This window comes from Nonomuraea coxensis DSM 45129, assembly GCF_019397265.1.
GTDB classification, from domain to species: Bacteria; Actinomycetota; Actinomycetes; order Streptosporangiales; family Streptosporangiaceae; genus Nonomuraea; species Nonomuraea coxensis.
The window spans coordinates 1,382,927-1,405,500 of the sequence record NZ_CP068985.1 but is presented as its reverse complement, the minus strand read 5'-3'; the positions used below and the strand labels follow the sequence as shown (position 1 = coordinate 1,405,500).

The window sequence follows — 22,574 nt, the reverse complement described above, 5'->3', positions numbered from 1 at the left end:
GGCCGCGCGGCTCAGGACGGCGACCGGTGGCCGGAGGTGGCGGCGGGCGGAGGGCGTGCCCGGCTGGGACCTCGCCGCCGCGCTGGTCGCCGACACCGGCCTGGAGCCGCCGGACGGCGACGCCTTCGTCGTCGGATGGCTGTGGCGGCCGGCCCGGCGGTGGCCTGGCGATGGCCTGGGCCTCGACGGCGATCCGCTGCTCGACACCCTGCTGCCGCGGCTGTTCCGTACGCAGGGCGTGGCCGAGCCGCTGGAGCGGAGCGGGGCCGCGGGCGAACTGGCCGCGCTGGCGAGGGCGGGCCGGGTGCCGCGCGCGACGCTGGTCGCCGGGTGCGTCTCCCGGTTCCTGACCGGGGGCACCGACGCGGAGACGAGGCCGTTCGTGCGGCTCTGGCGGCTGCTGGAGCCGGAGCCCGCAGAGGTCCCTGTGCTCGACCTCGTACGCCTGCTGCCGTCGGCCGGCACCTCCCTGGCCGAGCTGGCGGCAGTGGCCGCGTGCAAGGGGTCGAGCCGCTTCCTGCACGAGGCCCGCCGCCTGCACGAGACGCTGACCGCCCCCGGCCCGGCACCGCGTGACCCTGCCTGCGGGCCCTGAGGAGACCCGTCGTCAGCTCTCGTAGCGGGCCCGGCGGGCGACCGGCTCGAATCCGAGCCCGCGGAAGAGCGCGGCCGAGGCCGGGTTGTTCTCGTTGACGTCCAGGAAGACCTCCGTGGCGCCGGCCGCGCGCATCCGGCCGAGGGCGGCGACGGCGAGCGCCCGCGCCAGGCCGCGCCGCCGCCAGGAGGGCACGGCGCCGACCTGGATGAGGAAGCCCTCGGCGCACGCGACGAACCCGGCGGCGGCGCCGTCCGCCGTACGGGCGACCAGGGAGCAGCCGGGCAGGAACTCGTCGTCCACCAGCCAGTCCACCCACTCCTGCCGGGACCAGCCGGGGAAGCCGGGCCGGTCGGCGAACGACGCGGAGTAGGCCGCGTGGAACAGCTCCTCGGTGGCGGGCGACCACTCCTCGACGGCCAGCTCCCGCGGCAGCGGCGCGTCCGGCAGCGGCCGGGCCAGGTCGCGGCGGAGGACGTCCTCGGCGAACGTCCGCCGGAAGCCGCGGGCGCGGAAGAGCGCGTCGGCCTCGGGCGTCAGCGACTCGGTCTCCAGCCGTACGGGGCCGTCGGCGAGCCGGTCCAGCAGGCCCGACCCGAGGCCCCGCCCCCGGTGTGCCGGATCGACGAGGCCGGTCACGGCCGTCGCCTGCCCGGCGGGGCGGGCGGCCGCGCAGGCGACCAGGCGGCCGCCGGCGTAGGCGCCCACGCCGGGTCCGGCGGCGTACCTGCGTTCCAGGAAGGACGGGGACGTCGTCGCGGGGAGTCCGCCGTCGTGCGCGAGGCACCGCCGGGCGAGGTCGGCGATCGCCGGCAGGTCGGCGGCGGACAGGGGGGCCCACTCGATGGTCACCATCTGCTCCTTCTCCTGGTGGTGGCCGATCATTATGTCGTGATTCGCCGCTCACGGGGCGCGCGCAGGAAGACGGCGGCGACGAGGACGCCGAGCAGGACGAGGGCGGCGTTGACGGCGACGGCGACGACGACGCCGTGCCGGATCGCGCCGGCCGAGACCGCGCCGCCGGTCACGGCGGTGACGATCGCGGACATGATCGGCGTCCCCATGGTGATGCCGACCTGCTGGGACATCGACGCGAGCCCGGTGGCGAGGCCCTGCTGGTGGTCGGGCAGTCCCGTGGTGGCGGTGACCATGAACCCGACGATGACCAGCATGTTGCCCACTCCGCCGAGGAACGTGGCGGGCAGCAGCAGCGCCATGGTCGCCGCCGTGTCGCCGAGCGCCAGCAGGGCGGCGGTGCTGACGGTCTGGAGCAGCCCGCCGCCGACCAGCACGGCGGTGGTGGAGGTGCGGGCGATGGCCTTCGGCGCGAGCAGGCCGCCGGCGACGGTGCCGAGCCCGAGGACGCCGAAGGAGAGCCCGGCCGCGAGGGCCGAGAAGCCGAGGGTCTTCTGCAGGTAGAGCGTGAGCAGGTACACCAGGGACGTCTCGGTGACGAACGCGAGCAGCCCGATCAGGTTGCCCCAGGCCACGGCCGGCCTGGCCAGCACCCGCAGCGGGACGAGGGGCTGGGCGGCCCGGCGTTCGACGAGGAGGAAGAGGACGAGCAGGGCCGCCCCGGCGAGCAGCCCCGCCACCGCGCGCGGGTCCGTCCAGCCGTGCTCGCCGGCCTGGGTGAGCCCGTAGACGACGCCGAGCAGGCCGAGGGTGACGCTCAGCGCGCCGGGCAGGTCGAGCCGCGGCCGGTCGGCGGGCCGGGACTCGGCGATGACGGCGGGCGCGACGGCGAGCACGGCGAGCGCGACGGGCACGTTCACGAAGAACGCCCAGCGCCAGGAAAGCACGTCGGTGAGCACGCCGCCGAGCACGGCCCCGGCGGTGAATCCGGCGGACATGAGGGCGCCGTTGAGCCCGAGCGCCTTCTGCCGCAGCGGCCCTTCGGGGAAGGACGTGGTCAGCAGGGCCAGCCCGGAGGGGGTGGCGGCGGCGGTCGCGAGCCCTTGGGCGACCCGGGCGGCGACGAGGATCTCGGGCGTCGGGGCGAGCCCGCCCACGAGCGAGGCCACGCCGAGGATTGTGAGGCTGCCGAGGAAGATGCGCCTGCGGCCGAGGAGGTCGCCGATGCGGCCGAAGAAGAGGGTGAACCCGGCCGCGCACAGGGCGAAGGCGGTGGCGACCCACTGCAGGCCGCCCAGGGAGAAGCCCAGGTCGTCGCCGATGGCGGGGAGGGCCACGTTCAGGATGGAGAAGTCGACGGCCAGCATGAACTGGGCGACCAGGAGCACCGCGAGGACGACCCGGTGGCGGCCGGTCAGGAGGCGTGGGGGTGCCGGGAGGGGATGGGTGATGGACATGAGGGGGCTTCCTCTCGACCCGTAAATGGGTCTGGAGTTCCGTTAAGATGAGGGAACGGTAGCACCAGCTCCCGCCTTAAGGGAACTCCAGTCCCGATAAGGTTCGAGAGGAAGGGAGGTCCGACATGTCCGGCGCTGTCCAGCCCGGCGCCGTCCGGCCTGGTGGGCGTACCGCCCGGGTGCGCGCGGCCGTGCTCGGGGCCGCCGCCGACGTCCTGGCCGAGAAGGGCTTCCACGGGCTCGACCTCGGCGAGATCGCCCGCGTCGCGGGCGTCGGCAAGACCACCGTCTACCGCCGCTGGGGCTCGCCCGGCGCGCTCGCCGCCGACCTGCTCCAGGACATGGCCGAACGCTCGCTCCCCCGCTCACGCAACGGCGACGCCGGACGGGACCTGCGCGACAACGCCCGCCTGGTCGTCAGGACCCTCACCGACCCCCTCCAGGGCAGGCTGTTCAAGGCGCTGATCGCCGCCGCGCTCTGCGACGAGCAGGCCGCCGCGGCGCTGCACCGCTTCTACGCCGTACGCCTCGGCGAGTGGGCCGGCTGCGTCAGCGACGCCGTCGAGCGCGGCGAGCTGCCGCCGGGCACCGACGCGCGCCGGGTGATCGCCGCCGTCTCCGCGCCCCTCTACTACGCGCTGCTCAACACCGGCGAACCCCTCGACGACGCCGCCGCCGACCGGGCCGCCGCGGCGGCGCTGGCCGCGGCGCGCGCCGGCGCCATGCGCTGATCAGCGCCGGCGGGCATACACCCTCCCGGCCGGACGTGTTAGGTTAGCCTCGCCTTAGTATCGATCTTCGGGAGCGCGCGCTTGCACACCGGGCGGGACGTACTGCTGCGCACGGTCGCGAGCCAGTGGCGCAGGCTGGCCGGGGGCTCGTTGCTCGGCGCCGGGCACCAGGCGGGCGAGGCCCTGGTGCCCGTCCTCATCGGGGTCGCCATCGACCAGGCCGTCGCGGGCGGCGACTGGGGACGGCTGCTGCTGTGGCTGGCGGTGCTCGCCGCCGTCTACGTCGGCCTGTCGTTCAGCTACCGCTTCGGCGCCCGCGCCGGCGAGCGCGCCGCCGAGGAGGCCGCGCACGAGCTGCGCACCGCCGTCGTCGCCAGGGTGCTCCACCCCGGCGGCGGCGCCGAGGACCGCCTGCCGGGCGCGCTGACCGGCATCGCCACCGAGGACGTACGACGGGTCGGCGCGGTCCTGATGGCGGTGCTGGCCGGCGTCGCCGCGCTCACCGGCCTGGTCGTGGCCGGGGTGCTGCTGCTGAGCACCTCGGTCCAGCTCGGGCTGATCGTGCTGGCCGGCACGCCGGCGCTGCTGTGGCTCGGACACCTGGTCAGCAAGCCGCTGGAACGCCGCAGCGCCGTCGAGCAGGAGCACGCCGCGCGCGCCTCGGGCATGGCGGCCGACCTGGTGACCGGGCTGCGGGTGCTCAAGGGGATCGGCGCGGAGCGGGCCGCGGTCGAACGCTACCGGCGCACCAGCCGCGACTCCCTCGCCGCCACCCTGCGCGCCGCCCGCGCCGAGGCCGTGCAGAACGGCGTGGTGCTCGCCCTCACCGGCGCCTTCATCGCGCTCATCGCGCTGGCCGGCGGCTACTTCGCCACCGCGGGCGACCTCACGCTCGGGCAGCTCGTCTCCGCGGTCGGGCTGGCGCTCTTCCTCCAGGGGCCGTTGCAGCTCCTCGCCTACGTGAACGCCGACTTCGCGCAGGCCCGCGCGTCCGCCGCCCGGGTCGCGGCGCTGCTGTCCGCGCCGCCCGCCGTGCCCGCCGGCGACCGCGAGCCGCCGCGGGACGTGGCGGGCGCGCTGCGGTTGCGCTCGGTCACCTACGGGCGGCTGCGGGACCTCGACCTGGACATCGCGGCCGGCGAGCTGGTGGGGGTGGCCGCCACCGACCCCGCGGCGGCGGCGTCCCTGGTGCGCTGCCTCGGGCGGCAGGCCGACCCCGAGGAGGGGACTGTGGAGCTCGACGGCGTACCGCTGCGGGACCTCGATCCGGGGCGGCTACGGGAGGCGGTGCTGGTGGCCGAGCACGACGCGGTCCTCTTCGAGGGCACCGTCGCCGAGAACGTCGCCGCGGGGCAGGCGGGGACAGGACAGGCGGCGGCGGTCGTGACCGAGGCGTTGGAGGCCGCGGGCGCCGGGGACATCCCGCCCGGCGCCCCGGTCAGCGAGCGCGGCGGCTCACTCTCCGGCGGCCAGCGCCAGCGGGTGGCGCTGGCGCGGGCCCTCGCCGCGGCCCGCCCGGTGCTCGTCCTGCACGACCCCACCACCGCCGTGGACGCCGTCACCGAGACGAGGATCGCCGACGGCATCAGCCGCCTGCGCCGCGACCGCACGACCGTGCTGGTGACCACCAGCCCCGCCCTGCTCGCGGTGACCGACCGGGTGCTGCTGCTGGACGAGGGCCGCGTCGCCGACGAGGCTCCCCACGCCGACCTGCTGCGCCGCAACCCCGGCTACCGGGCGGCGGTGCTGGCATGACGAGGGAGCTGCTGCCGACCGCGACCCCGGCCCGCACCCGGGCGGCCGTCCTGCTGCTCGTCCGCCCGCACCGGCGGACCGCCGTGGCCGGGTTCGGCCTGCTGATCGTGGCCACCTCCGTGGGCCTGCTCATCCAGCCGCTGCTCGGCCACGTCGTCGACCTGGTGGCCGGCCGCGAGCCGGCGGCGGCGCTGGCCGTCCCCGCCGCGCTGCTGGTGCTCGTCGGCCTGGTCCAAGGGGCGCTGACCGCCTGGGGCCTGACGCTCGTGGCCAGGCTGGGCGAGACCGTACTCGCCGACCTGCGCGAACGCTTCGTCGAGCGGATCCTCGCCCTGCCCCTCGACCGCGCGGAACGGGCCGGCTCCGGCGACCTCACCGCCCGGGTGACGGGCGACGTGGCGCGGGTCGCCGAGGCCGTGCGCACGGCGCTGCCCGCGCTGGCCCGGTCGCTGTTGTCGATCGTCCTGACGCTGGCCGCCCTGGCGCTGCTCGACTGGCGCTTCCTGGTGGCGGCGCTGCTCGCCGTGCCGGTGCAGGCGCACACCGCCCGCTGGTACGTCCGCAACGCGGTGCCGCTCTACGCGGCCCAGCGGGTGGCGACCGGCGAGCAGCAGCAGCAACTGCTCGACACGATCGCGGGGGCGTCCACCGTACGGGCGTTCCGCGCCGAGCGGGAGCACCTGGAGCGGGTCGCCGGCCGTTCGCGGGCCGCGGTGGAGCTGACGATGCGCGGGGTGCGGCTGGTGCTGCGCTTCTACAGCCGCCTGCACGTGGCCGAGTACGTCGGCCTGGCCGCGGTGCTCGCGGCCGGGGTGCTGCTGGTCCGCGACGGCTCGGCCACCATCGGGGCCGCCACGGCCGCCGCGCTGTACTTCCACAACCTCTTCGGCCCGATCAACACCGCCCTGGCCCTGCTGGACGACGCCCAGGCGGCCACCGCCAGCCTGGCCCGCGTCGTCGGCGTCGCCGACGCCGACGCCCAAGATGACGTCGTGCCGGCCTCGCGGAGGCAGGGCGGAGGCGGGGTGAGCGTGCGCGGCCTCGCCCACGCGTACGAGCCGGGCAGCCCGGTGCTGCACGGCGTCGACCTCGACATCCGCCCCGGCGAGCGGGTCGCGCTGGTCGGGGCGAGCGGCGCGGGCAAGACGACGCTGGCCAAGCTGGTCGCCGGCGTGCACGAGCCGTCCACCGGCACGGTCGAGACGCCGCCAGGGGTCGCCATGGTGACCCAGGAGGTGCACGTCTTCGCCGGCCCGCTGGCCGACGACCTGCGCCTGGCCCGCCCGGACGCGACCGACGACGAGCTGCGCGCCGCCCTGGCCACCGTGGACGCCCTCGCCTGGGCGGAGGCGCTGCCCGACGGCCTCGCGACGGTCGTCGGCGCGGGCGGCCACCGCCTGACCGGCGCCCAGCGGCAGCAGCTCGCGCTGGCCCGGCTGGTGCTGGCCGACCCGGCGGTGGCGGTCCTCGACGAGGCCACGGCCGAGGCGGGCAGCGTCGGGGCCCGCGTGCTGGAGCGCGCGGTCGAGCGCGCCGTGGACGGGCGTACCGCGCTCATCGTCGCCCACCGGCTCACCCAGGCAGCCGCCGCGGACAGCGTGGTGGTGATGGAGGACGGCCGGGTCGTGGAACGCGGCTCGCACGCGGACCTGCGCGCCGCGGGCGGGCGCTACGCCGCCCACTGGTCCGCCTGGAGCGACCACCGCCCCCACGCCTGACCGTCCGCGGCCGGAGTTGCCGAACAGTTAGGCGAGTGAGGCTCATGTTCATCTTGCCGAGCCCGCGACCGCGGTGGATGCTGACGGCGACCCCGGTTACGCAGCCTGGGAGGTGGTCCCGTGTTCCACCCGCTCAGGACGGCCGCGGCCGTCCTCCTCCTGACCGGCGCGCTGGTCGCGCCCGTCGCCCCCGCTCCCCCGGTCGCCGCCGCCACTCCCGTGAGCGGTTTCGTCGACGGCCACAGCCACCTGTTCTCCTACGAGACGTTCGGCGGCATGCTGATGTGCGGCAAGCCGTTCGATCCCGGCGGCATCGCGCGCGCCCTGGCCGACTGCCCCGACCACTACCCCGACGGCCGGCTCGCGTGGTACGAGAACTTCACCCGCACCGGCTCCCCCACAGGCACCCACGACCCCGCCGGCTGGCCCACCTTCCGCGACTGGCCGGCGCACGACTCGCTGACCCACCAGCAGGCGTACTACACCTGGGTCGCGCGCGCCTGGCGCGGCGGGCTCCGGGTGCTGGTCAACCATCTGGTGGCCAACCGGCAGCTCTGCGCGATCTACCCGCTGAAGAAGTACTCCTGCGACGAGATGGCCTCCATCAGGCTCCAGGCGCAGCGGGCCCGCGAGCTGCAGGCCCACATCGACGCCGAGGCGGGCGGCCCGGGACAGGGCTGGTTCCGCATCGTCACCGACCCCGCCGAGGCCAGGCGGGTGATCGAGGCGGGCAAACTGGCCGTCGTGCTCGGCGTCGAGACCTCCGAGCCGTTCGGCTGCCGCCAGGTCCTCGGCATCCCGCAGTGCACGAAGGCCCAGATCGACCGGGGCCTGGACGAGATGCACGCGCTCGGCGTGCGCGGCATGTTCGTCTGCCACAAGTACGACAACGCGCTGTGCGGCGTGCGCTTCGACTCCGGCACCCAGGGCGCGATCGTCAACGTCGGCAACCTGCTCGGCACCGGCTCCTTCTGGCAGGCCCGCACCTGCACCGGCCCCGAGCACGACAACACGATCGACCCGGCCGGCGTGCTCCCCGACCAGATCGCCCGGCTGCTCCCGCCCGGCGTGTCGCTGCCGCTCTATCCGCCGGCGCCGCACTGCAACACCCGCGGCCTGACCGCCCTCGGCGAGCACATGGTCCAGGGCATGATGCGGCGCGGCATGCTGATCGAACTCGACCACATGAGCGTCAAGGCCGCCGATCGTACGCTCGACCTGCTGGAGGCCGCCCGCTACCCCGGCGTGATCTCCTCGCACAGCTGGGCCGACCCGAACTTCCTGCCCCGGATCTACGCCCTCGGCGGCATGGTCACCCAGTACGGCCACGACGCCACGGAGTTCGTCGCGGAGTGGCAGCGCACGGCGCCGCTGCGGCAGCGCTACCAGGTGCCGGGCTACGGCTACGGCCTGGACGTCAACGGCATGGGCCAGTTGCCAGGACCGCGCGCGGGCAACGCCGCGAACCCGGTGACGTACCCGTTCGCCTCGTACGACGGGAGCGTGTCGCTGGACCGGGCGCGCACCGGCGAACGCGTCTGGGACGTCAACGTGGACGGGGTGGCCCACTACGGCCTGGTCCCCGACTGGATCGAGGACATGCGCCACCTGGCCGGCCAGGACCTGGTCCGCGACCTCGCGGCGGGCGCGGAGTCGTACCTGCGGACGTGGGAGGCCGCCGTCAGACCGCCGTCGTGAGCGTGACCTCGGCCACCCGCAGGCTGACCGGCACGGCAGATGTCAGGCGGGCGGGGTGGTGGCGCGGCCGAGGTAGGTGACCGGGCCCGGGTCGGGGACCGGGAGCTCGTGGAAGCCCAGCCGGTCGTAGAAGGCGCGGGCGCGGGTGTTGGCCGTGAGCATGCTCAGGTGCACGGCGGCCACGCCCCCGTCCGCGAGCGCCCCCAGGAACGCGGTCATCAGCGCCCGGCCGTGCCCGGCCCGCTGGTGGCCGGGCAGCAGGTCGATGTGCAGGTGGGCGGGGTATCCGGCGAGTTCGGGCAGGATCATCCGCTCCGGGTCGTGCAGCAGGGCGACCAGCTGCTCGGTGGGCGTGGCGGGCACGTGCCCAGGCGCCGGGGCCGGATAACGGCCGGCCAGGGTCGGCAGCCACTTCTCCCGGTACGCCCTGACGAAGGCGGGCGTGTCCGCGCAGCCGACGATGTAGCCGACCGCCCGCTCCCCGTCGTCGGCGACGAAGGCCAGATCGGGTTCGAGGTGGACGTACGGCGCGGCGAAGATGCTCGGCAGCAGGTCGGGGTCGGGGTAGAGGTGCCGGGAGTCCTCCCCGGCGTCGCCGGTCCTGACGCAGATGTCGTAGAGGGCGTCCTTGTCCGTCGCGTGCCGGTACGGCCTGATGGTCACGGTCATGCGGACGAGGCTGTCACGGTGGGAGCGCTCCCACAACCTCAAGAGAGGAACGGCGCCCGCGAGGACGCCGTTCCTCCAGGTCAGAGCGCCGGCTCCAGGAGGCCGCCCAGCGCCCCCGCGTACGCCAGGCCGCTGGTCGCCGCGATCTCGTCGAGGGTCTGCGCGGGCCGTACGGTGGCCAGGCGCACCTCACCGCCGTCCTCGACCGTGAAACCGTGCACCCCCGGGTACGGCAGGCTGTTGTACGCCCACGGCGTCGAGAAGTAGTAGGCCCCGGTGTCGCGCAGCACGACCACGTCGCCCTCCGCCAGCTCCGGCAGTTCCCTGGCCCACGCGACCACGTCGCCGGCGAAGCAGCACGGCCCGGCCACGTCCTGCGCGAGGAGCGGTCCGTCCTTGGGCCGCCCGTCGGCGTCGAACGCGGCCACCCGCAGCGGCCACGCCTCCGGCATGAAGACCGTACGGGTCGCCACCTGCGCGCCCGCGTGCGTGATCGCGATCCGCCGCCCGCCCGCGTCCTTCGTGTACTCGACCAGGGCGGCGATGAAGCCGTTCTTGGCCAGCAGGGAGCGGCCGAACTCGGTGACCAGCGCGTACCGGCCGTCGAGGATCCCGGGGACGGCGGCCTGGAGCGCGGCCACGTACTCGGCGTAGGTGGGGGTGGTCTCGTCGTCGGCGAAGTTCACCGGCAGGCCGCCGCCGATGTCGAGGCTCGTGATCCGGCGCTCGCCCAGCGCGGCGTTGATCTCCTCGGCCAGCGCGTACGTCTCCGCGATGCCCGCCGCGATGAGCTCCAGCGGGCAGCCCTGGGAGCCGACGTGCGCGTGCAGGCGGGTCAGCCACGGACGCTCGGCGAAGGCGCGCACCACCCGCTCGCGGTTGCCGGGATCGCGCAGCGTCACCCCGAACTTGGACGTGGCCGTCGCCGTGCTCATCGCGCCGATGGAGCCGCTGCCCACCTGCGGGTTCACCCGCAGCCCGACGACCGACGCGGACCCCGGCCCGCGCAGCTCGTCGATGCGGCACAGCTCGTCGAGGTTGTCGGCGTTGACCGCGACCCCGAGCGCCAGGGCCTCCGCCAGCTCCGCGCGCGTCTTGGCGGGCGAGTCGAGGACGATGTCGCCGGGCGCGAACCCGGCGTCGAGCGCGAGGCGCAGCTCACCCGGGCTGGCGACCTCGCAGCCCATGCCCTGCTCGGCGAGCAGCCGCAGGACCGGGATCAGGGACGCCGCCTTGGCGGCGAAGGTGTGCAGCACCCGGGGCGCGGGGGCGAACGCCTCGCGCAGGGCGGCGACCGAGTCGCGCACGCCCTCGACGTCGACGAAGCCGGCGACCGGGTGGGCCGGGCCGACCGCGCCGGTCCTGACCGCGTGCCGGACGACGTCGGCGACCCGGTCGGCGGTGGTACGGGTGGGGGAGAGCGTGGGGCTGCCGTGGATCACGAACGGGGCTCCTGGGCGAACACGGGGGGTGCGTGGCTTTCGGATGGGACGAAAACAGATTCGGGCATGCCGGGGCTTGGAGTCTTCGTCCGGCAGGCCAAAGGTCACGGCCCCTTCTGTCCGTCCGGCCAAAGGGTCAGCGCGGGCGGGTGGCCAGGCGGACCGCGAGGGTCAGCATGAGCCGGGTGTCGGGGTCGTCCAGGTCCACGCCGTACCGGTCGCGGACGCGGCGCAGCCGGTAACGCAGGGTGTTGGGGTGCAGGACCAGCCGCTCGGCGGCACGGCCGACGTCGCAGGAGGCGTCCAGGTACGCGGCGAGCGAGCGGACCAGCTCGCCGCCCGCCGCGAGGTCGGCCCGCACCAGGTCGTACACCGGCCCGCTGCCCCGCTCCCAGACCGGCCGGACGGCGTCCAGCACCCGCTGCACGTCCAGGGCCACCCCCAGCTCGGCCGCCGAAGCATGCCGGCGCGCCCCCCGCCGTTCGCGCAGCACCCGTACGACCAGCTCGGCGTCGGCGCGGGAGTCGGCGGCGCGCAGCGGGGACGGCACGACCGGGCCCGCTCCCACCCACACCGGCCCCGCGCCCTGGGCCGCGCTCCCCAGCGAGGCGGCCAGCGTGTCCAGCTCGCGGGCCAGGGCGAGCACGTCCCGCTCGGCGCCCCGCCGTACCGGCACCAGCGCCGTCACCCGCCCGCCGTCGCGCAGGACCCGGATCCCGGGACGGTAGGAGGTGGCCTGCACGGCCAGCAGCCCCATCGTCCGCTCGACGACCGCCTCCCGCTGCTGCCCGGCCACGGCCGCGGACGAGCCGGCCGCCGAGTCCCCAGGCAGGGCGGCGGGCAGGGCCGCGAGCCCGGGATCCACGGGCTCGCCGGGGTCGCCGGGGCCACGCCCACCGCTCCCCGGGCTCCCCGGGCTCTTGAAGCTTCCAGGGTCGTGAGGGGCGGCCGGGCCGGCGAGTTCGGCGATCACGACCGCGCACGGCAGGTCCGGGGCGAGGCCGAGCGTCCAGGCGTGGGTGGTCATGTCCCCGCGCCCGGCCAGCAGGGCGCGCAGCGCGTGCTCCTCGCGCCGCCGCGCGCCGCTCTCCCGCAGCCGGTGCTGCACCAGGTACGGCACCGCCACCTCGGCCGCCCTGCGCAGCGCCCGCGCCGCGCCCTCGGTGAACGGGCCCCCGGCGTCCGCGGCGGCCCAGATGGAGCCGAGCATCTCCCGGCCACTGCGGATGGCGATGATCAGCCGTTCGGGGCTGGAGCCGTCGGCGGGCCGGTGGATCACCTCGTCCGAGGACCACAACGTCCGCAGCAGCCCGCTGCGCCGCAGCTCCTCCACCCGCCAGTCCGGCACCCGGCCGCCGAGGATGGTGGAGCGGCGCAGCTCGTCGGCCTCGGGCCCGATGGCGGAGTACGCCAGCACCCGGAACGCGGTGTCCTCGATGGTGATCGACCCGCCGGTGAACTCGGCCACCGCCGACGCCAGCGCCGCCAGCCCGCCGCCGGCCGTGACGTCGGCCATCCGGTCCCCGCGTCCGGCTCCGGCGTACGCGGCGGCCGAGCGCACCAGGGTGGCCACGTCGTCCCAGTCGGCCCACGCGGCACGGGCGAGCAGCGCGATCCCGGCCCGCTCCGCGACCGCGGGCGCCCCCGCCGCCGCGGACACTTCCTCGGGGAGCGGGTCGAGGCTCGGGCCGGGGCGGGCGGCGCGGCCGGGATCGAAGCCGGCGTCGAGACTCGGGTCGTCGCGCAGCACGACCGCGACGGCTCCGCGTTCCGCCGCCTCGCGGATGAAGTCGTTCACCGACGGCAGCACCCCGACCGCGAGCACGATCCGCCCCGCGTACGAGCGGGCCGCGCCCTCCTCGCCGATGATCATCCCGGTGATGGCCACGTCCTGCCCGGAGGGCGCGAGCAGCAGCCGCAGGATGCCGCCCTCGTCGAAGGCGAGCAGTTCCCGCAGGGTGAGCGCGGTGTCACGGGTGGCGCGACCGGTCATGCCGGGGAGCATACGTAAGCCGCTGACCTCCTCGGACGCCGGGTCGGGCGCCGGAGGAGGTCCGGTCCGGGGCTCACGCCGCGGTGTGCCCGCGACCGGGGACCAGGTGGGCGCCGAGGGCGCGGGCGCCGATCACCAGGGCCGCGGCGGCGAGGACGATGTCCTTGAAGATGTACTGCGCCTCCAGCGTGGGCGCACCGGGGAACAGATCGGTGAAGAACAGCGCGTACGGGGCGAAGAACCCGGCCAGCGCGCCGGCCATCACCACCAGCCCCGTCTTCAGCAGCCTGCCCGTCACGAGCGTGAGGCCGATGAAGACCTCCATCCCGGCGATCACGGCCTGCGCGGCGTACCCCGACAGCAGGCCCATGGACAGTCTCTCCAGCGTGGCCACCGACAGCGTCTCCGCCGGGCTCACCCCCGGGAAGAACTTGAGCGTCCCGAAGGCCACGAAGACCAGCCCGAGACTGATCCGCAGGACGTCGATGCTGTGCCGGTTCAGCCAGGCGGCCAGCTTGGAGACCATGGTCTCGATGGTGGCGGTCATGTCGTGCTCCCTGTCGAAGTCGTTTGCGTCGTACTCAAGACTCGTGAATCGGGAGCAGCCAGACATCCGGCCTCGGGCGGCACTCGTGCTACCCCGCCGCACGTACGGCGGGGTCGGGGCATACCGCCCTGGTCCTCAGGGGTTCGCCCCTAGGGGTCGGCGATCACCACGTCGGACGCCCCGGGCGCGTACTCCGCCGGGCGTACGCGCTGCCGTCACGCCCGGCGTCGCGTACGGGCGGTCAGGGCCACCAGCACCCCCGCGTACAGGACCAGCACCAGCAGCAGCCACAGCACACTGGTGACGGGCAGCCTGACCAGCCCCAGCGCCGGCGCGAGCGGCGAGAGCGGCAGCAGCAGGCCGGCGACCGCGAGCGCGCCCGTCGCCAGGCCGAGCGGGCGCGACACCCGCCTGACGGGCCGCAGGAGCAGCATGATGGCGGCCTGGGTGAGCATGTTCTCGACCAGCCAGCCGGTGTGGAAGGCCGGCTCGCCCTCCATGCCGGGCACGCGGGTCAGCACCGCGAACGTGGCCAGGTCGACGCCCGCGTTGACCAGCCCGAAGCCCAGGATGAAACGGAGCACGGCCCGCCGCCGCAGCCGGAACGGGCGGCGCAGCGCGGCCGGGCCCGGCCGTTCGAAGGCGAGGGCGAGCTGGGCGGCGTCGAAGCAGAGGTTCTGGGCGAGCACCTGGACCGGCAGCATCGGCAGGAACGGCAGCGCCAGCCCGGCCACCAGCATCGCGATCACGTTGCCGAGGTTCGAGGACAGCGCGATGCGCAGGTACGTGACGATGTTGCCGCTGCTGCGCCGGCCCACGGCGACCGCCTGGCCGATGGCCGACAGGTCCTTGCCCGCCAGCACGATGTCGGCGGCCTCGCGGGTGACGTCCACGGCGGCGCGCGGACAGATGCCGACGTCGGCGGCGCGCATGGCGGGCAGGTCGTTGACGCCGTCGCCGAGGAAGCCGACGGTGTGCCCGGCGGCGCGCAGCGCGCGGACGACGCGGGCCTTCTGCTCGGGCGTGCAGCGGGCGATCACCGTGGCCCGTTCGGCCGCCGCGGCGGTGAGGCCGGCCGCGTCGGCCACCTCGCCCGCCTCCAGGCCCAGCTCGCGGCAGATCCTGGCGGCCGTCCCCGGGTGGTCGCCGGTCAGGATCTTGACCTTGACGCCGCGGCGGGCGAGGAGCGCGAGGGCGGCCGCGGCGTCCGGCGAGGGCTCGTCGGCCAGGGTGACGAAGCCGACGAGGGTGAGGTCGCGCTCCCCCGCGGCGTCCAGGCCGGTCCGCGCGGACGCGGGCCCGCGGGCGACGGCCAGCACGCGGGCGCCCGCCCGCGCGAGGGAGGCGGCGGTGGCGTTCGCGCGCCGCCGCTCGCGCTCGCCCAGCGCGCACCGCTCCAGCACCGCCTCGACGGCGCCCTTGACCACCACGACGACGTCCTCGCCGTCGCGGACGAGCGCGCGGGAGACCCGGGTCAGCGGATCGAACGGCACCGCGTCCAGCCCTTCGACCTCGCCCAGGTCGGGGGCGCCCGCGAGGATGGCCTCGTCGAGCGGGTCGGGGGCGGGCGGGTCGGCGAGGTGCAGCGTCCACAGGCCGTTGACGGCCGCCCAGCGCAGCGGCTCGGGGTCGGGCCGCCCGCCGGGGCCGACGGACCCGCTCAGCACCGGGCGGTCGCGGGTGAGCGTCCCGGTCTTGTCCATGCACAGGATGTCGATCGCGCCCACGTCGGGCAGCGCGGACAGCCGTTTGACGATCACGCCGCGCCGCGCCAGCAGCGCCGACCCTCTGGCCAGCACGGTGGTCACCACGACGGGCAGCATCTCGGGCGTCAGCCCGACCGCCACGGCCACCGCGAACGGCAGCGCCTCCAGCCCTTTGCCGCGCAGCACCGCGTTGGCGACGAGGGCGACCGGCGGGATGACCAGCATGCCCCTGACCAGCACCCAGGAGAGCCCGTTCACGGACCGGTCGAAGGCCGACGTCCGCCGCCCGGCCCCGCGCCGCGAGGGCAGGGGGCCGGCGTAGGCGCCGGCGAAGCGGGTGGCGGCTCCCGTGGCGGTCACCACGGCGAGCGCGCTGCCCGAGGTCACGCTGCTGCCCTGCCACAGCAGGTGCTCGTCGCCCTCCGGCAGGTCGAGCGCCCGTTTGGGCACCGGCGCGGACTCGCCGGTGAGCTGCGCCTGGTGCACGGTCAGGCCGTTGGCCCGCAGCAGCCGCGCGTCGGCGGGCACCAGGTCGCCGGGGCCCAGCTTGATCACGTCGCCGGGCACGAGCTGGTCGGCCGGGATCTCCCGTTCCTCCGGCTCGGCGTCCTTCGTCGCGCGCCGCCGTACGGTCGTCGTGGTGGCGACCAGCCTGCGCAGCGCGGCGGTCGAGCGGTCGGCGCGGTACTCGCCGTTGGAGCGCAGCAGGCAGCTCACGGCGACCAGCAGGACGATGACGCCCGCCGTGGCCCAGGACGCGATCAGCGCGCTGACCAGGCCCAGCCCCAGCAGCACCAGCGTGAACGGGTCGCGCAGGCTGCGGACGAACCGGCGCGGCAGGGTGGGCGGCCGGCGGGACGGGACGACGTTCTCGCCGTGGTCGAGCAGCCGGGCCTCGGCGTCGGCGGCCACGAGTCCGCGCGGGCCGGTCTCCAGCCGCCGCAGGACCCGGAGCGGGGTGTCGGCAGCCTCAGGCGCCCAGACCACGGGCGCGCTCCCCGGGGCCCCGCCGTTCGGCGAGCCGGCCGACCAGGCCCTGCACCGTGGTCACGATGTCCTGGTCGTCGATGAGGTAGACCACCCTGCGGCCCTCGCGCCGCGACCGGACCAGACCGGCCAGCTTCAGCTTGGCCAGGTGCTGGCTGACCGCGGGCAGCGCGCCGCCCACCCGCTCGGCCAGCCCGGACACGTCGCACTCGCCCTGCGCCAGCGCCCACACGATGTGCAGCCGGGACGGCGAGGACAGCAGCCCGAACACGGCGGCCGCCTGGTCGAGCACGTCGGCCGATGGGTCAACCCTCTCATTGGCCGCCATCTTCTCCCTTTCCTCCCGACAGCGGTCAAGTCTAGAAGCACCGGGCTCACTGATCGTCGCCGTCGAGGCCCTCGACGGTGGTGAGCTCGGCGAGCCCGGAGATCGTGAGGACGGGTTCGAGCAGCGGGTTGGCGACCAGCCGGATGCGCTCGGCATGGGAGAACAGCACGGTCAGGCCCGCGCTGTCCAGATACTCGACCGCGCTGAGGTCGACCAGCACGGTGCCGTCGCCGTCCGCGCCGGCCAGCGCCTCGTCAAGGGCGCGTGCGTTGCTCATGTCGATCTCGCCCGCGCAGGCGAGGACCAGGGTGCCGTCCGGCCGCTGCGAGGCGACCACGGTGAGGGGTGCGGTCAAGGGAAGATCCTCGCATGCAGGTCGACGGTGGTGCCGGCGGCGCCGGGCTGGATGGTCACCTCGTTCATCAGGGCGTGCATGAGCGCGACGCCCCGTCCGCGGTGCGGGTTGGCCTCGGGCTCGGGGATCTTCCACCGTCCGCTGTCGGTCACGGTGAGGTGCAGTCCGCGGCCGGTGGCGACCGCCCGCAGGCGGATCGTCCGGCCGGGGGCGTCGCGGTGCCCGTGCTCGATGGCGTTGGCGCACGCCTCCCCCGCCGCCACGAGCACGCTCTGCACCTGCGCGGGGGCGAGCTCGCAGCGGCCCAGCCACTCGCGCAGCGCCGCGCGCACGGGGGCGAGCTGGCCGGACTCGGCGGGGAAGGCGACCTCCAGCGGGGCGGGCTGGCGGTAGAGGAGCAGCGCGACGTCGTCGCTGAAGCCGCCGTCCGGGGTGAGGCTGGTCATGACCTCGCTCGCGAGGGCATCGATGGGGGTGGCGCACCCGGCCTGTACGGCGGCGCTGGCCGCGTCGATGCCGGCCGTCAGCGGACGCCGCCGCCGTTCGACCAGCCCGTCGGTGTAGACGAGCAGCGTGGACCGGGGCGGCATGGTGCACCGCGCCTCCGGCCGCGCCCTGCCGCCCCGCACGGCGAGCGGGACCGACCGGCCGCCCTCCAGGAGCTCGGTGCTGCCGTCGGCGTGGGCGAGGATGCCGGGCGGGTGGCCGGCGCTGGAGTAGACGAGTTCGCCGGTGGAGGTGTCGAGGACGCCGCAGAACGCGGTGGTGCACTTGGCCCCCGGGATGAGGGCCGCGAACCGGTCGAGCGCCGTGAACACCTGCGCCGGCCCGGCGTCCTGGAGCAGCAGGGCCCGGCAGGCGCTGCGCAGTTGCCCCATGACGGCGGCGGCCTCCAGCCCGCGCCCCACGCAGTCGCCGACCACGATGCCGATGCGCGGGCCGGACAGCGGCACGATGTCGTACCAGTCGCCGCCGACCTCCAGGGGCCGGCCGGCCGGCTCGTAGCGGACGGCGAAGCCGTCGGGCAGCTCGGACGGGCCCAGGATGGCCCTCTGGAGCGCCACGGCCGCCTCGCGCTGCTGGTCGAGCTGGTGCACCCGGTGCAGGCCCTGGCCGAGGTGTCCGGCGAGCAGCGCCAGCAGGGTCTGGTCCTCGCCGGTGAAGGGCCGGTTCTGGCCCAGGTCGACCCAGACGGTGAGCAGCCCTTCGGGGTGTTCGAGGGTGATGCCGGCGCCGTCCGTGCCGGGCGCGACCGGCCGGAGGGGCGGCTGCTCGCGCAGCGCGGCCAGCTTCTCCCGCAGATCCTCGGGCAGGCCGGGCCAGTCTCCGCCCGCGGGCGCGCGGGCCAGGCCGCGCGGCTGGTCGTCGGCCCAGACGACGGCGAGGACCTGCCGGGCCCGCCAGACCTCCTGCAACGCCTCCAGCCCGCCGGCCAGGGCGTCGGTCAGGTTGCCCGCCTGGGAGACCCGCATGCTGAGCGCGGCGAGCGCGCTCTCGCGCTGCACGAGGTAGTGCTCGGCGGTGACGTCGCGCATGGTGCCGACGACGCGGCGGCGGCCGGTGTCGGGGTCGGTGACCGCGTTGAACGTGACCGTGATCCACACCAGGTGCCCGTCCCGGTGGGTGACGGGGACGTGGCTGCTGCCTCTGCCCTCGTTCATCATGCGTTCGAACGCCTCGGCGACCAGGGCGCGCGCCTGCGGATCGGCGTCCGTGTCCGGCCACCAGGGGTGTTCGGGGGCGTACGGCAGCTCCTCGGGCCCGTAGCCGAGCATGTCGGTGAAGGCCGAGTTGACCTCGATCACCGCGCCGGTCTCGTCGGTGACGAAGAACCCCTCCTGCAACGAGTCGATCATGGCGGTGCGCCACCGGGTGTGGTGGTTGCGCATCCGCGCCAGCTCCACGTTGGCCCGCGCCCTGGCCAGCAGCTCGGCCGCCGAGAACGGTTTGACCAGGTAGTCGTCGGCGCCCGCCTCCAGGCCCTCGATGGAGTCCTCCTGCCCGGCGCGGGCCGACAGCAGCAGCACCGGCACGCCGGCCGTGCGCGGGTCGGAGCGCAGCGCCGAGACCAGGGCCAGGCCGTCCAGTCGCGGCATCATCACGTCGCTGACCACGAGGTCGGGCGCGTCCGCGCGGACGGCGTCCAGGGCCTCCAGCCCGTCGCCGACGGCGGTGACCTGGTAGCCGGCGCCCCTCAGCAGCCGGACGAGGTATTCGCGCATGTCGCTGTTGTCGTCGGCGATCAGCACGCGGGCCGCCGGGCCGCCGTCCGGCACCGGCGTGCCGGCTCCGGCGGTGACCTCGGCCGTCGCCTGCGCGAGGCCGTCGTCCTCGGGGAGCCAGCGCAGGGCCTCCTGGACGTACGGGTCGGCGCCGGCCGAGACCGTCTCCGCCGCCCCCGGCGCGATGATGCTGCCGGGAGGCAGGTGCGCGGAGCCGAAGGGCAGCCGGACGGTGAACGTCGTGCCCTCGTCCTCGGTGCTGTCGGCGGTGATGGTGCCGCCGTGCAGTCCGACCAGTTCCTGGACCAGGGCCAGCCCGATGCCGCTGCCCTCGTGGGAGCGCGAGCGGGCGCTCTCGATGCGGTGGAACCGCTCGAACAGCCGCGGCAGCTCCTCGGCCGGGATGCCGATGCCCGTGTCGGTGACGGTGACGACCGCGTGCCCGTCGCGTTCGCGCACGCTGACGCCGACCGAGCCGTCGAAGGTGAACTTCAGCGCGTTGCTCAGCAGGTTGAGCACGACCTTCTCCCACATGCTCCGGTCGATGTGGACCGGCTCGGGGAGCGGGGGGCAGTCGACCCGGAACTCCAGCCCGGCCTTGTCGATCGCGGAGCGGAAGACGCTGGCCAGCTCGGCGGTGACGGCCGCGAGGTCCACCGGCTCGTAGCGGGCCTGCATGCGGCCGGCTTCGAGGCGGGAGAAGTCGAGCAGGGTGTTGACGAGCTTGCCGAGGCGCAGCCCGTTGCGGTGGATGACCTCCAGGTCCTGGCGCACCCGCGGGCCGGCGTCGGCGAGCGCGCCGCGCAGCTCCTGCACCGGCCCCATGATCAGGGTGAGCGGGGTGCGGAACTCGTGGCTGATGTTGGAGAAGAAGACGGTCTTCGCCCGGTCCAGCTCGGCCAGTTCCTCGGCCCGCCGCTGCTGGGCCTGGTAGCTGCGGGCGGAGGAGATGCCGGCCGCGACGTGGCCGGCGGCCAGCTCGACGAAGCCGCGGTAGCCGTCGTCGAGCGGCCGGTACCGGTTGAGCGCGGCCACCAGGAACCCGTACGGCCCGCCGCCCTGCTGGAGCAGCGGCACCACGAGCGCCCGCGTGGGCGGCTCGTTCCAGTGCCCGGTGGGCAGCCCGGCGAACGGCGCGGCGTCGAGCGCCGTCAGCTCGGACTCGCCCCTCGCGAGCGCGGCGAGCGGCCACACCGGGTCCGGGTCGTCGGCGGACAGGACGGCGGGGGCGGCCGGATGCCCGGCCGGGATGCCGGTCGCCTCGGCCAGGCGCGCGCCGCCGTCGTCGTCGAACAGGTAGGTGATGGTGAAGGGGAGGTCCTGGGGGTTCTGCCCGAGCTGGCGGCAGGCGAAGGCGAGCATCTCCTGCTCGGTGCGCACCACGCTGGGGTCGGAGCCGAGGTCGCGCAGGGTCGCCATGCGCCGCTCGCCGACGACCCGGTCGGTCTCCTCGCTGACCACGCAGAGCATGCCGACCACCGAGCCGTCGTCGTCGCGCAGCGGGCTGTAGGAGAAGGTGTGGTAGGTCTCCTCCGGATAGCCGGCCCGCTCCAGGAACAGCAGCAGCGCCTCGTCCCAGGTGGCCCGGCCCGTGGCCAGCACGGTGTCGATGCGGGGGCCGATGTCGTCCCAGATCTCGGCCCACACCTCGCCGGCCGGGCGGCCGAGCGCCCACGGGTACTTGCGGCCGAGGGTGTCGCGGCGGTAGGCGGCGTTGCAGAAGAACGTGAGCTCAGGCCCCCACGCCATCCACATGGAGAAGCGGGACGACAGCAGGATGCTCACGGCCGTCTGGAGGCTCTGCGGCCACTCCTCCGGGGGGCCGAGCGGGGTGGCTCGCCAGTCCACCACGGCGAGGTCGCGGCCGATCTCGTCGTCAACGGTGAAGAGCTCGGCGCCGGTCGCCGTCACCGGGCCCCGTTCAGCGTCGTCGCGTGCCACACGAGACCCTTTCGTTCGTGGCCGGGCAGGTCAGACACCAGCTCGACAGTACGTAGAATAGGGCAGATCACCCCATGGCTCGTGCCCCTCTTCCACAGGCGCGAGGTCCTACCCCTCTCCCAGGAGCCTCGGTGCAGCAGGATTCCGGTCTGACCGTCACCTACCAACCGCATTCGGCTCACATCCATGTGCTGGTCGTCGCCGGCGACCTCGACCACCACACCTCTCCACGGCTTCAGGAGGCGCTCGAACAGGTGGCGCTGGCGCCCGGCGACGGGCTGGTGATCGACCTGTCGGCGCTGCCGTTCTGCGACTCCACGGGCATCTCCGTGCTCGTGATGGCGCACCAGCGGGCCCATGACGCCGGCGCGCGGCTCGCGCTGGCCGGGCTGGGGCCGGACATCGCCCACGTCTTCAAGATCATGGGCCTGGACCGGCTGCTCTCCTTCTACGACAGCCGCGACCTGGCCATCGCCGCCCTGCGGTAGCCGCGGTCAGCTCGGGTCCGCCGCTCCGGCGCTCGCGGCGAGCAGCCGCTCCCCCAGGGTCCGCGCCGCCCGCACCAGATCCGGACATCTCACGATCCGGTACGGCACCGGCAGCCTGGCCAGCTCCTCGGCGTACCAGGCCGGGTTGTTCGTGCTGCCCACCAAGCGGGTGGTGGCGGCGTCAAGCGGTTCCGGGCGGCCCATGACGCGGGAGAGCCAGCCTGCCACCCGCTCGGCGGGGGCCTCGACGACGACCTCGACCTCGTGGTCCCAGCCGACGGCCAGGTGCTCCTCCAGGACGGCGGCCGGGTCGAGCCCGGCGGGCGGCTCGAAGGGGACGTCGAGGACCCGCACGTCGCGGACCCGGTCGACCCGGTAGGCGCGGCGGCCTGCGGAGGTGTGGGACCAGCACAGCAGATACCAGCGGCCGTGGCGGACGACGACCGCCCACGGGTCCACCTCGATGGTCCGCTCGTTGCCCGCCTCGGAACGGTAGCCGAGCCGCGCCCGCCGGTGGGCCGAGCACGCCTGGACGAGGGCGGCCGTGATGCCCGGGTCCGGCCGGGCCGCTCCGCGGTCGGGCACGGGCGCCGTGGTCCGCCGGACCGCCTCGGCCTGGGCGGCCACCGGCTCGGGCAGCGCCCGCATGATCTTGCCGAGCGCGCTGCCGACCGGGTCCGACGGGTCGCCCGCGTCGTGGTGGCCGTCGAGCACCGCCATGACCAGGCCCAGGGCCTCGGCCGCGGTGAACGTCAGGGGCGGCAGCCGCAGCCCGCGCCCGAGCCGGTAGCCGCCGTACGGGCCGCGGACGGCCTCGACAGGGATGCCGGCCTCGCGCAGGATGCCGATGTAGCGGCGGGCGGCGCGCTCGGAGACCCCGAGCCGGTCGGCCAGCCGGTCGGCCGTGATGCCGGGGTGGCCCTGGAGCAGGTCGAGCGTCATCAGGGCCCGCGCCGTGGGGCTCGCGCCGGGCTCCATGGGGCCTCCGCTGCTGATCCGGAAGGAGAACGTCCGGAAAGGAAAATAACATGCGGTCTCCCCGATGGCTGAAAGTTCAATATTTCGAGACTTGTCCCCTGTAGCATCG

The 22,574-nt window shown here is 75.2% G+C and carries 17 protein-coding genes; 6 read left to right on the top strand and 11 right to left on the bottom strand.

Annotation, left to right across the window (positions count from 1 at the left end):
• Positions 1-55: 55 nt before the first annotated feature.
• A complete protein-coding gene (locus Nocox_RS06960) occupies positions 56-595 on the top strand; it encodes a hypothetical protein (protein WP_020541521.1) in 540 nt (179 codons plus the stop codon).
• Between the two features lie 12 nt (positions 596-607).
• Here the strand turns inward: Nocox_RS06960 and Nocox_RS06955 are convergent, their stop codons facing one another.
• Entirely contained in the window at positions 608-1,480 is an 873-nt protein-coding gene (locus Nocox_RS06955) for a GNAT family N-acetyltransferase (RefSeq protein WP_020541520.1), read from the bottom strand.
• Entirely contained in the window at positions 1,480-2,907 is a 1,428-nt protein-coding gene (locus Nocox_RS06950; protein WP_020541519.1) for an MFS transporter, read from the bottom strand. Before Nocox_RS06950 ends, Nocox_RS06955 begins: the two co-directional genes overlap by 1 nt.
• Before the next feature lie 125 nt (positions 2,908-3,032).
• Between Nocox_RS06950 and Nocox_RS06945 the strand changes: the two genes are divergently transcribed.
• From Nocox_RS06945 to Nocox_RS06930, 4 genes are all read left to right on the top strand, one after another.
• Positions 3,033-3,638 (top strand): TetR/AcrR family transcriptional regulator, encoded by a 606-nt coding sequence (locus tag Nocox_RS06945; protein ID WP_020541518.1) that lies wholly within the window; start codon positions 3,033-3,035, stop codon positions 3,636-3,638.
• Between the two features lie 81 nt (positions 3,639-3,719).
• Positions 3,720-5,393: an ABC transporter ATP-binding protein gene (locus tag Nocox_RS06940; protein ID WP_020541517.1), complete on the top strand. Its 1,674-nt coding sequence runs from the start codon at positions 3,720-3,722 to the stop codon at positions 5,391-5,393.
• On the top strand, positions 5,390-7,111 hold the full coding sequence (locus tag Nocox_RS06935; RefSeq protein ID WP_020541516.1) for an ABC transporter ATP-binding protein: 1,722 nt from the start codon (positions 5,390-5,392) through the stop codon (positions 7,109-7,111). Before Nocox_RS06940 ends, Nocox_RS06935 begins: the two co-directional genes overlap by 4 nt.
• Positions 7,112-7,231: 120 nt before the next feature.
• Positions 7,232-8,809: a membrane dipeptidase gene (locus Nocox_RS06930; protein ID WP_020541515.1), complete on the top strand. Its 1,578-nt coding sequence runs from the start codon at positions 7,232-7,234 to the stop codon at positions 8,807-8,809.
• Between the two features lie 42 nt (positions 8,810-8,851).
• Here the strand turns inward: Nocox_RS06930 and Nocox_RS06925 are convergent, their stop codons facing one another.
• The 8 genes from Nocox_RS06925 to Nocox_RS06890 form a co-directional block, all read right to left on the bottom strand.
• On the bottom strand, positions 8,852-9,478 hold the full coding sequence (locus Nocox_RS06925; RefSeq protein ID WP_033408304.1) for a GNAT family N-acetyltransferase: 627 nt from the start codon (positions 9,476-9,478) through the stop codon (positions 8,852-8,854).
• 80 nt (positions 9,479-9,558) lie between these two features.
• Entirely contained in the window at positions 9,559-10,920 is a 1,362-nt protein-coding gene (locus tag Nocox_RS06920; RefSeq protein WP_020541513.1) for a type III PLP-dependent enzyme domain-containing protein, read from the bottom strand.
• Positions 10,921-11,056: 136 nt separating this feature from the next.
• Positions 11,057-12,913, bottom strand: coding sequence for a PucR family transcriptional regulator (locus Nocox_RS06915; RefSeq protein ID WP_026213984.1), 1,857 nt, complete (start codon positions 12,911-12,913; stop codon positions 11,057-11,059).
• A gap of 73 nt (positions 12,914-12,986) precedes the next feature.
• Positions 12,987-13,460 carry a hypothetical protein gene (locus Nocox_RS06910; protein ID WP_020541511.1) on the bottom strand — a complete coding sequence of 158 codons (474 nt, stop codon included), beginning with the start codon at positions 13,458-13,460 and terminating at the stop codon, positions 12,987-12,989.
• 215 nt (positions 13,461-13,675) lie between these two features.
• A complete protein-coding gene (gene mgtA, locus Nocox_RS06905; RefSeq protein WP_020541510.1) occupies positions 13,676-16,153 on the bottom strand; it encodes a magnesium-translocating P-type ATPase in 2,478 nt (825 codons plus the stop codon).
• Positions 16,137-16,481, bottom strand: coding sequence for an ArsR/SmtB family transcription factor (locus Nocox_RS06900; protein WP_026213983.1), 345 nt, complete (start codon positions 16,479-16,481; stop codon positions 16,137-16,139). Before Nocox_RS06900 ends, mgtA begins: the two co-directional genes overlap by 17 nt.
• A 46-nt stretch (positions 16,482-16,527) precedes the next feature.
• A complete protein-coding gene (locus tag Nocox_RS06895; RefSeq protein WP_020541508.1) occupies positions 16,528-16,836 on the bottom strand; it encodes an STAS domain-containing protein in 309 nt (102 codons plus the stop codon).
• Entirely contained in the window at positions 16,833-20,999 is a 4,167-nt protein-coding gene (locus Nocox_RS06890; protein WP_020541507.1) for a SpoIIE family protein phosphatase, read from the bottom strand. The genes Nocox_RS06895 and Nocox_RS06890 overlap by 4 nt, the downstream gene beginning before the upstream one ends.
• Before the next feature lie 131 nt (positions 21,000-21,130).
• Here Nocox_RS06890 and Nocox_RS06885 point away from each other — a divergent pair, with 131 nt between their 5' ends.
• Positions 21,131-21,487: an STAS domain-containing protein gene (locus Nocox_RS06885; protein ID WP_033408254.1), complete on the top strand. Its 357-nt coding sequence runs from the start codon at positions 21,131-21,133 to the stop codon at positions 21,485-21,487.
• Between the two features lie 6 nt (positions 21,488-21,493).
• Here Nocox_RS06885 and Nocox_RS06880 read toward each other — a convergent pair whose 3' ends face one another.
• The gene (locus Nocox_RS06880; protein ID WP_020541504.1) at positions 21,494-22,465 is read right to left on the bottom strand and encodes a helix-turn-helix transcriptional regulator; all 972 of its coding nucleotides are present in this window, start codon (positions 22,463-22,465) and stop codon (positions 21,494-21,496) included.
• Between the last annotated feature and the right edge of the window lie 109 nt (positions 22,466-22,574).

What these genes read in the sequence shown, in the direction of transcription:
- Nocox_RS06925 (WP_033408304.1), bottom strand. Translation starts at nt 9,478, where the DNA reads ATGACCGTGACCATCAGGCCGTACCGGCACGCGACGGACAAGGACGCC.
- Nocox_RS06955 (WP_020541520.1), bottom strand. Translation starts at nt 1,480, where the DNA reads ATGATCGGCCACCACCAGGAGAAGGAGCAGATGGTGACCATCGAGTGG.
- Nocox_RS06915 (WP_026213984.1), bottom strand. Translation starts at nt 12,913, where the DNA reads ATGACCGGTCGCGCCACCCGTGACACCGCGCTCACCCTGCGGGAACTG.
- Nocox_RS06935 (WP_020541516.1), top strand. Translation starts at nt 5,390, where the DNA reads ATGACGAGGGAGCTGCTGCCGACCGCGACCCCGGCCCGCACCCGGGCG.
- Nocox_RS06945 (WP_020541518.1), top strand. Translation starts at nt 3,033, where the DNA reads ATGTCCGGCGCTGTCCAGCCCGGCGCCGTCCGGCCTGGTGGGCGTACC.
- Nocox_RS06900 (WP_026213983.1), bottom strand. Translation starts at nt 16,481, where the DNA reads ATGGCGGCCAATGAGAGGGTTGACCCATCGGCCGACGTGCTCGACCAG.
- Nocox_RS06880 (WP_020541504.1), bottom strand. Translation starts at nt 22,465, where the DNA reads ATGGAGCCCGGCGCGAGCCCCACGGCGCGGGCCCTGATGACGCTCGAC.
- Nocox_RS06910 (WP_020541511.1), bottom strand. Translation starts at nt 13,460, where the DNA reads ATGACCGCCACCATCGAGACCATGGTCTCCAAGCTGGCCGCCTGGCTG.
- Nocox_RS06950 (WP_020541519.1), bottom strand. Translation starts at nt 2,907, where the DNA reads ATGTCCATCACCCATCCCCTCCCGGCACCCCCACGCCTCCTGACCGGC.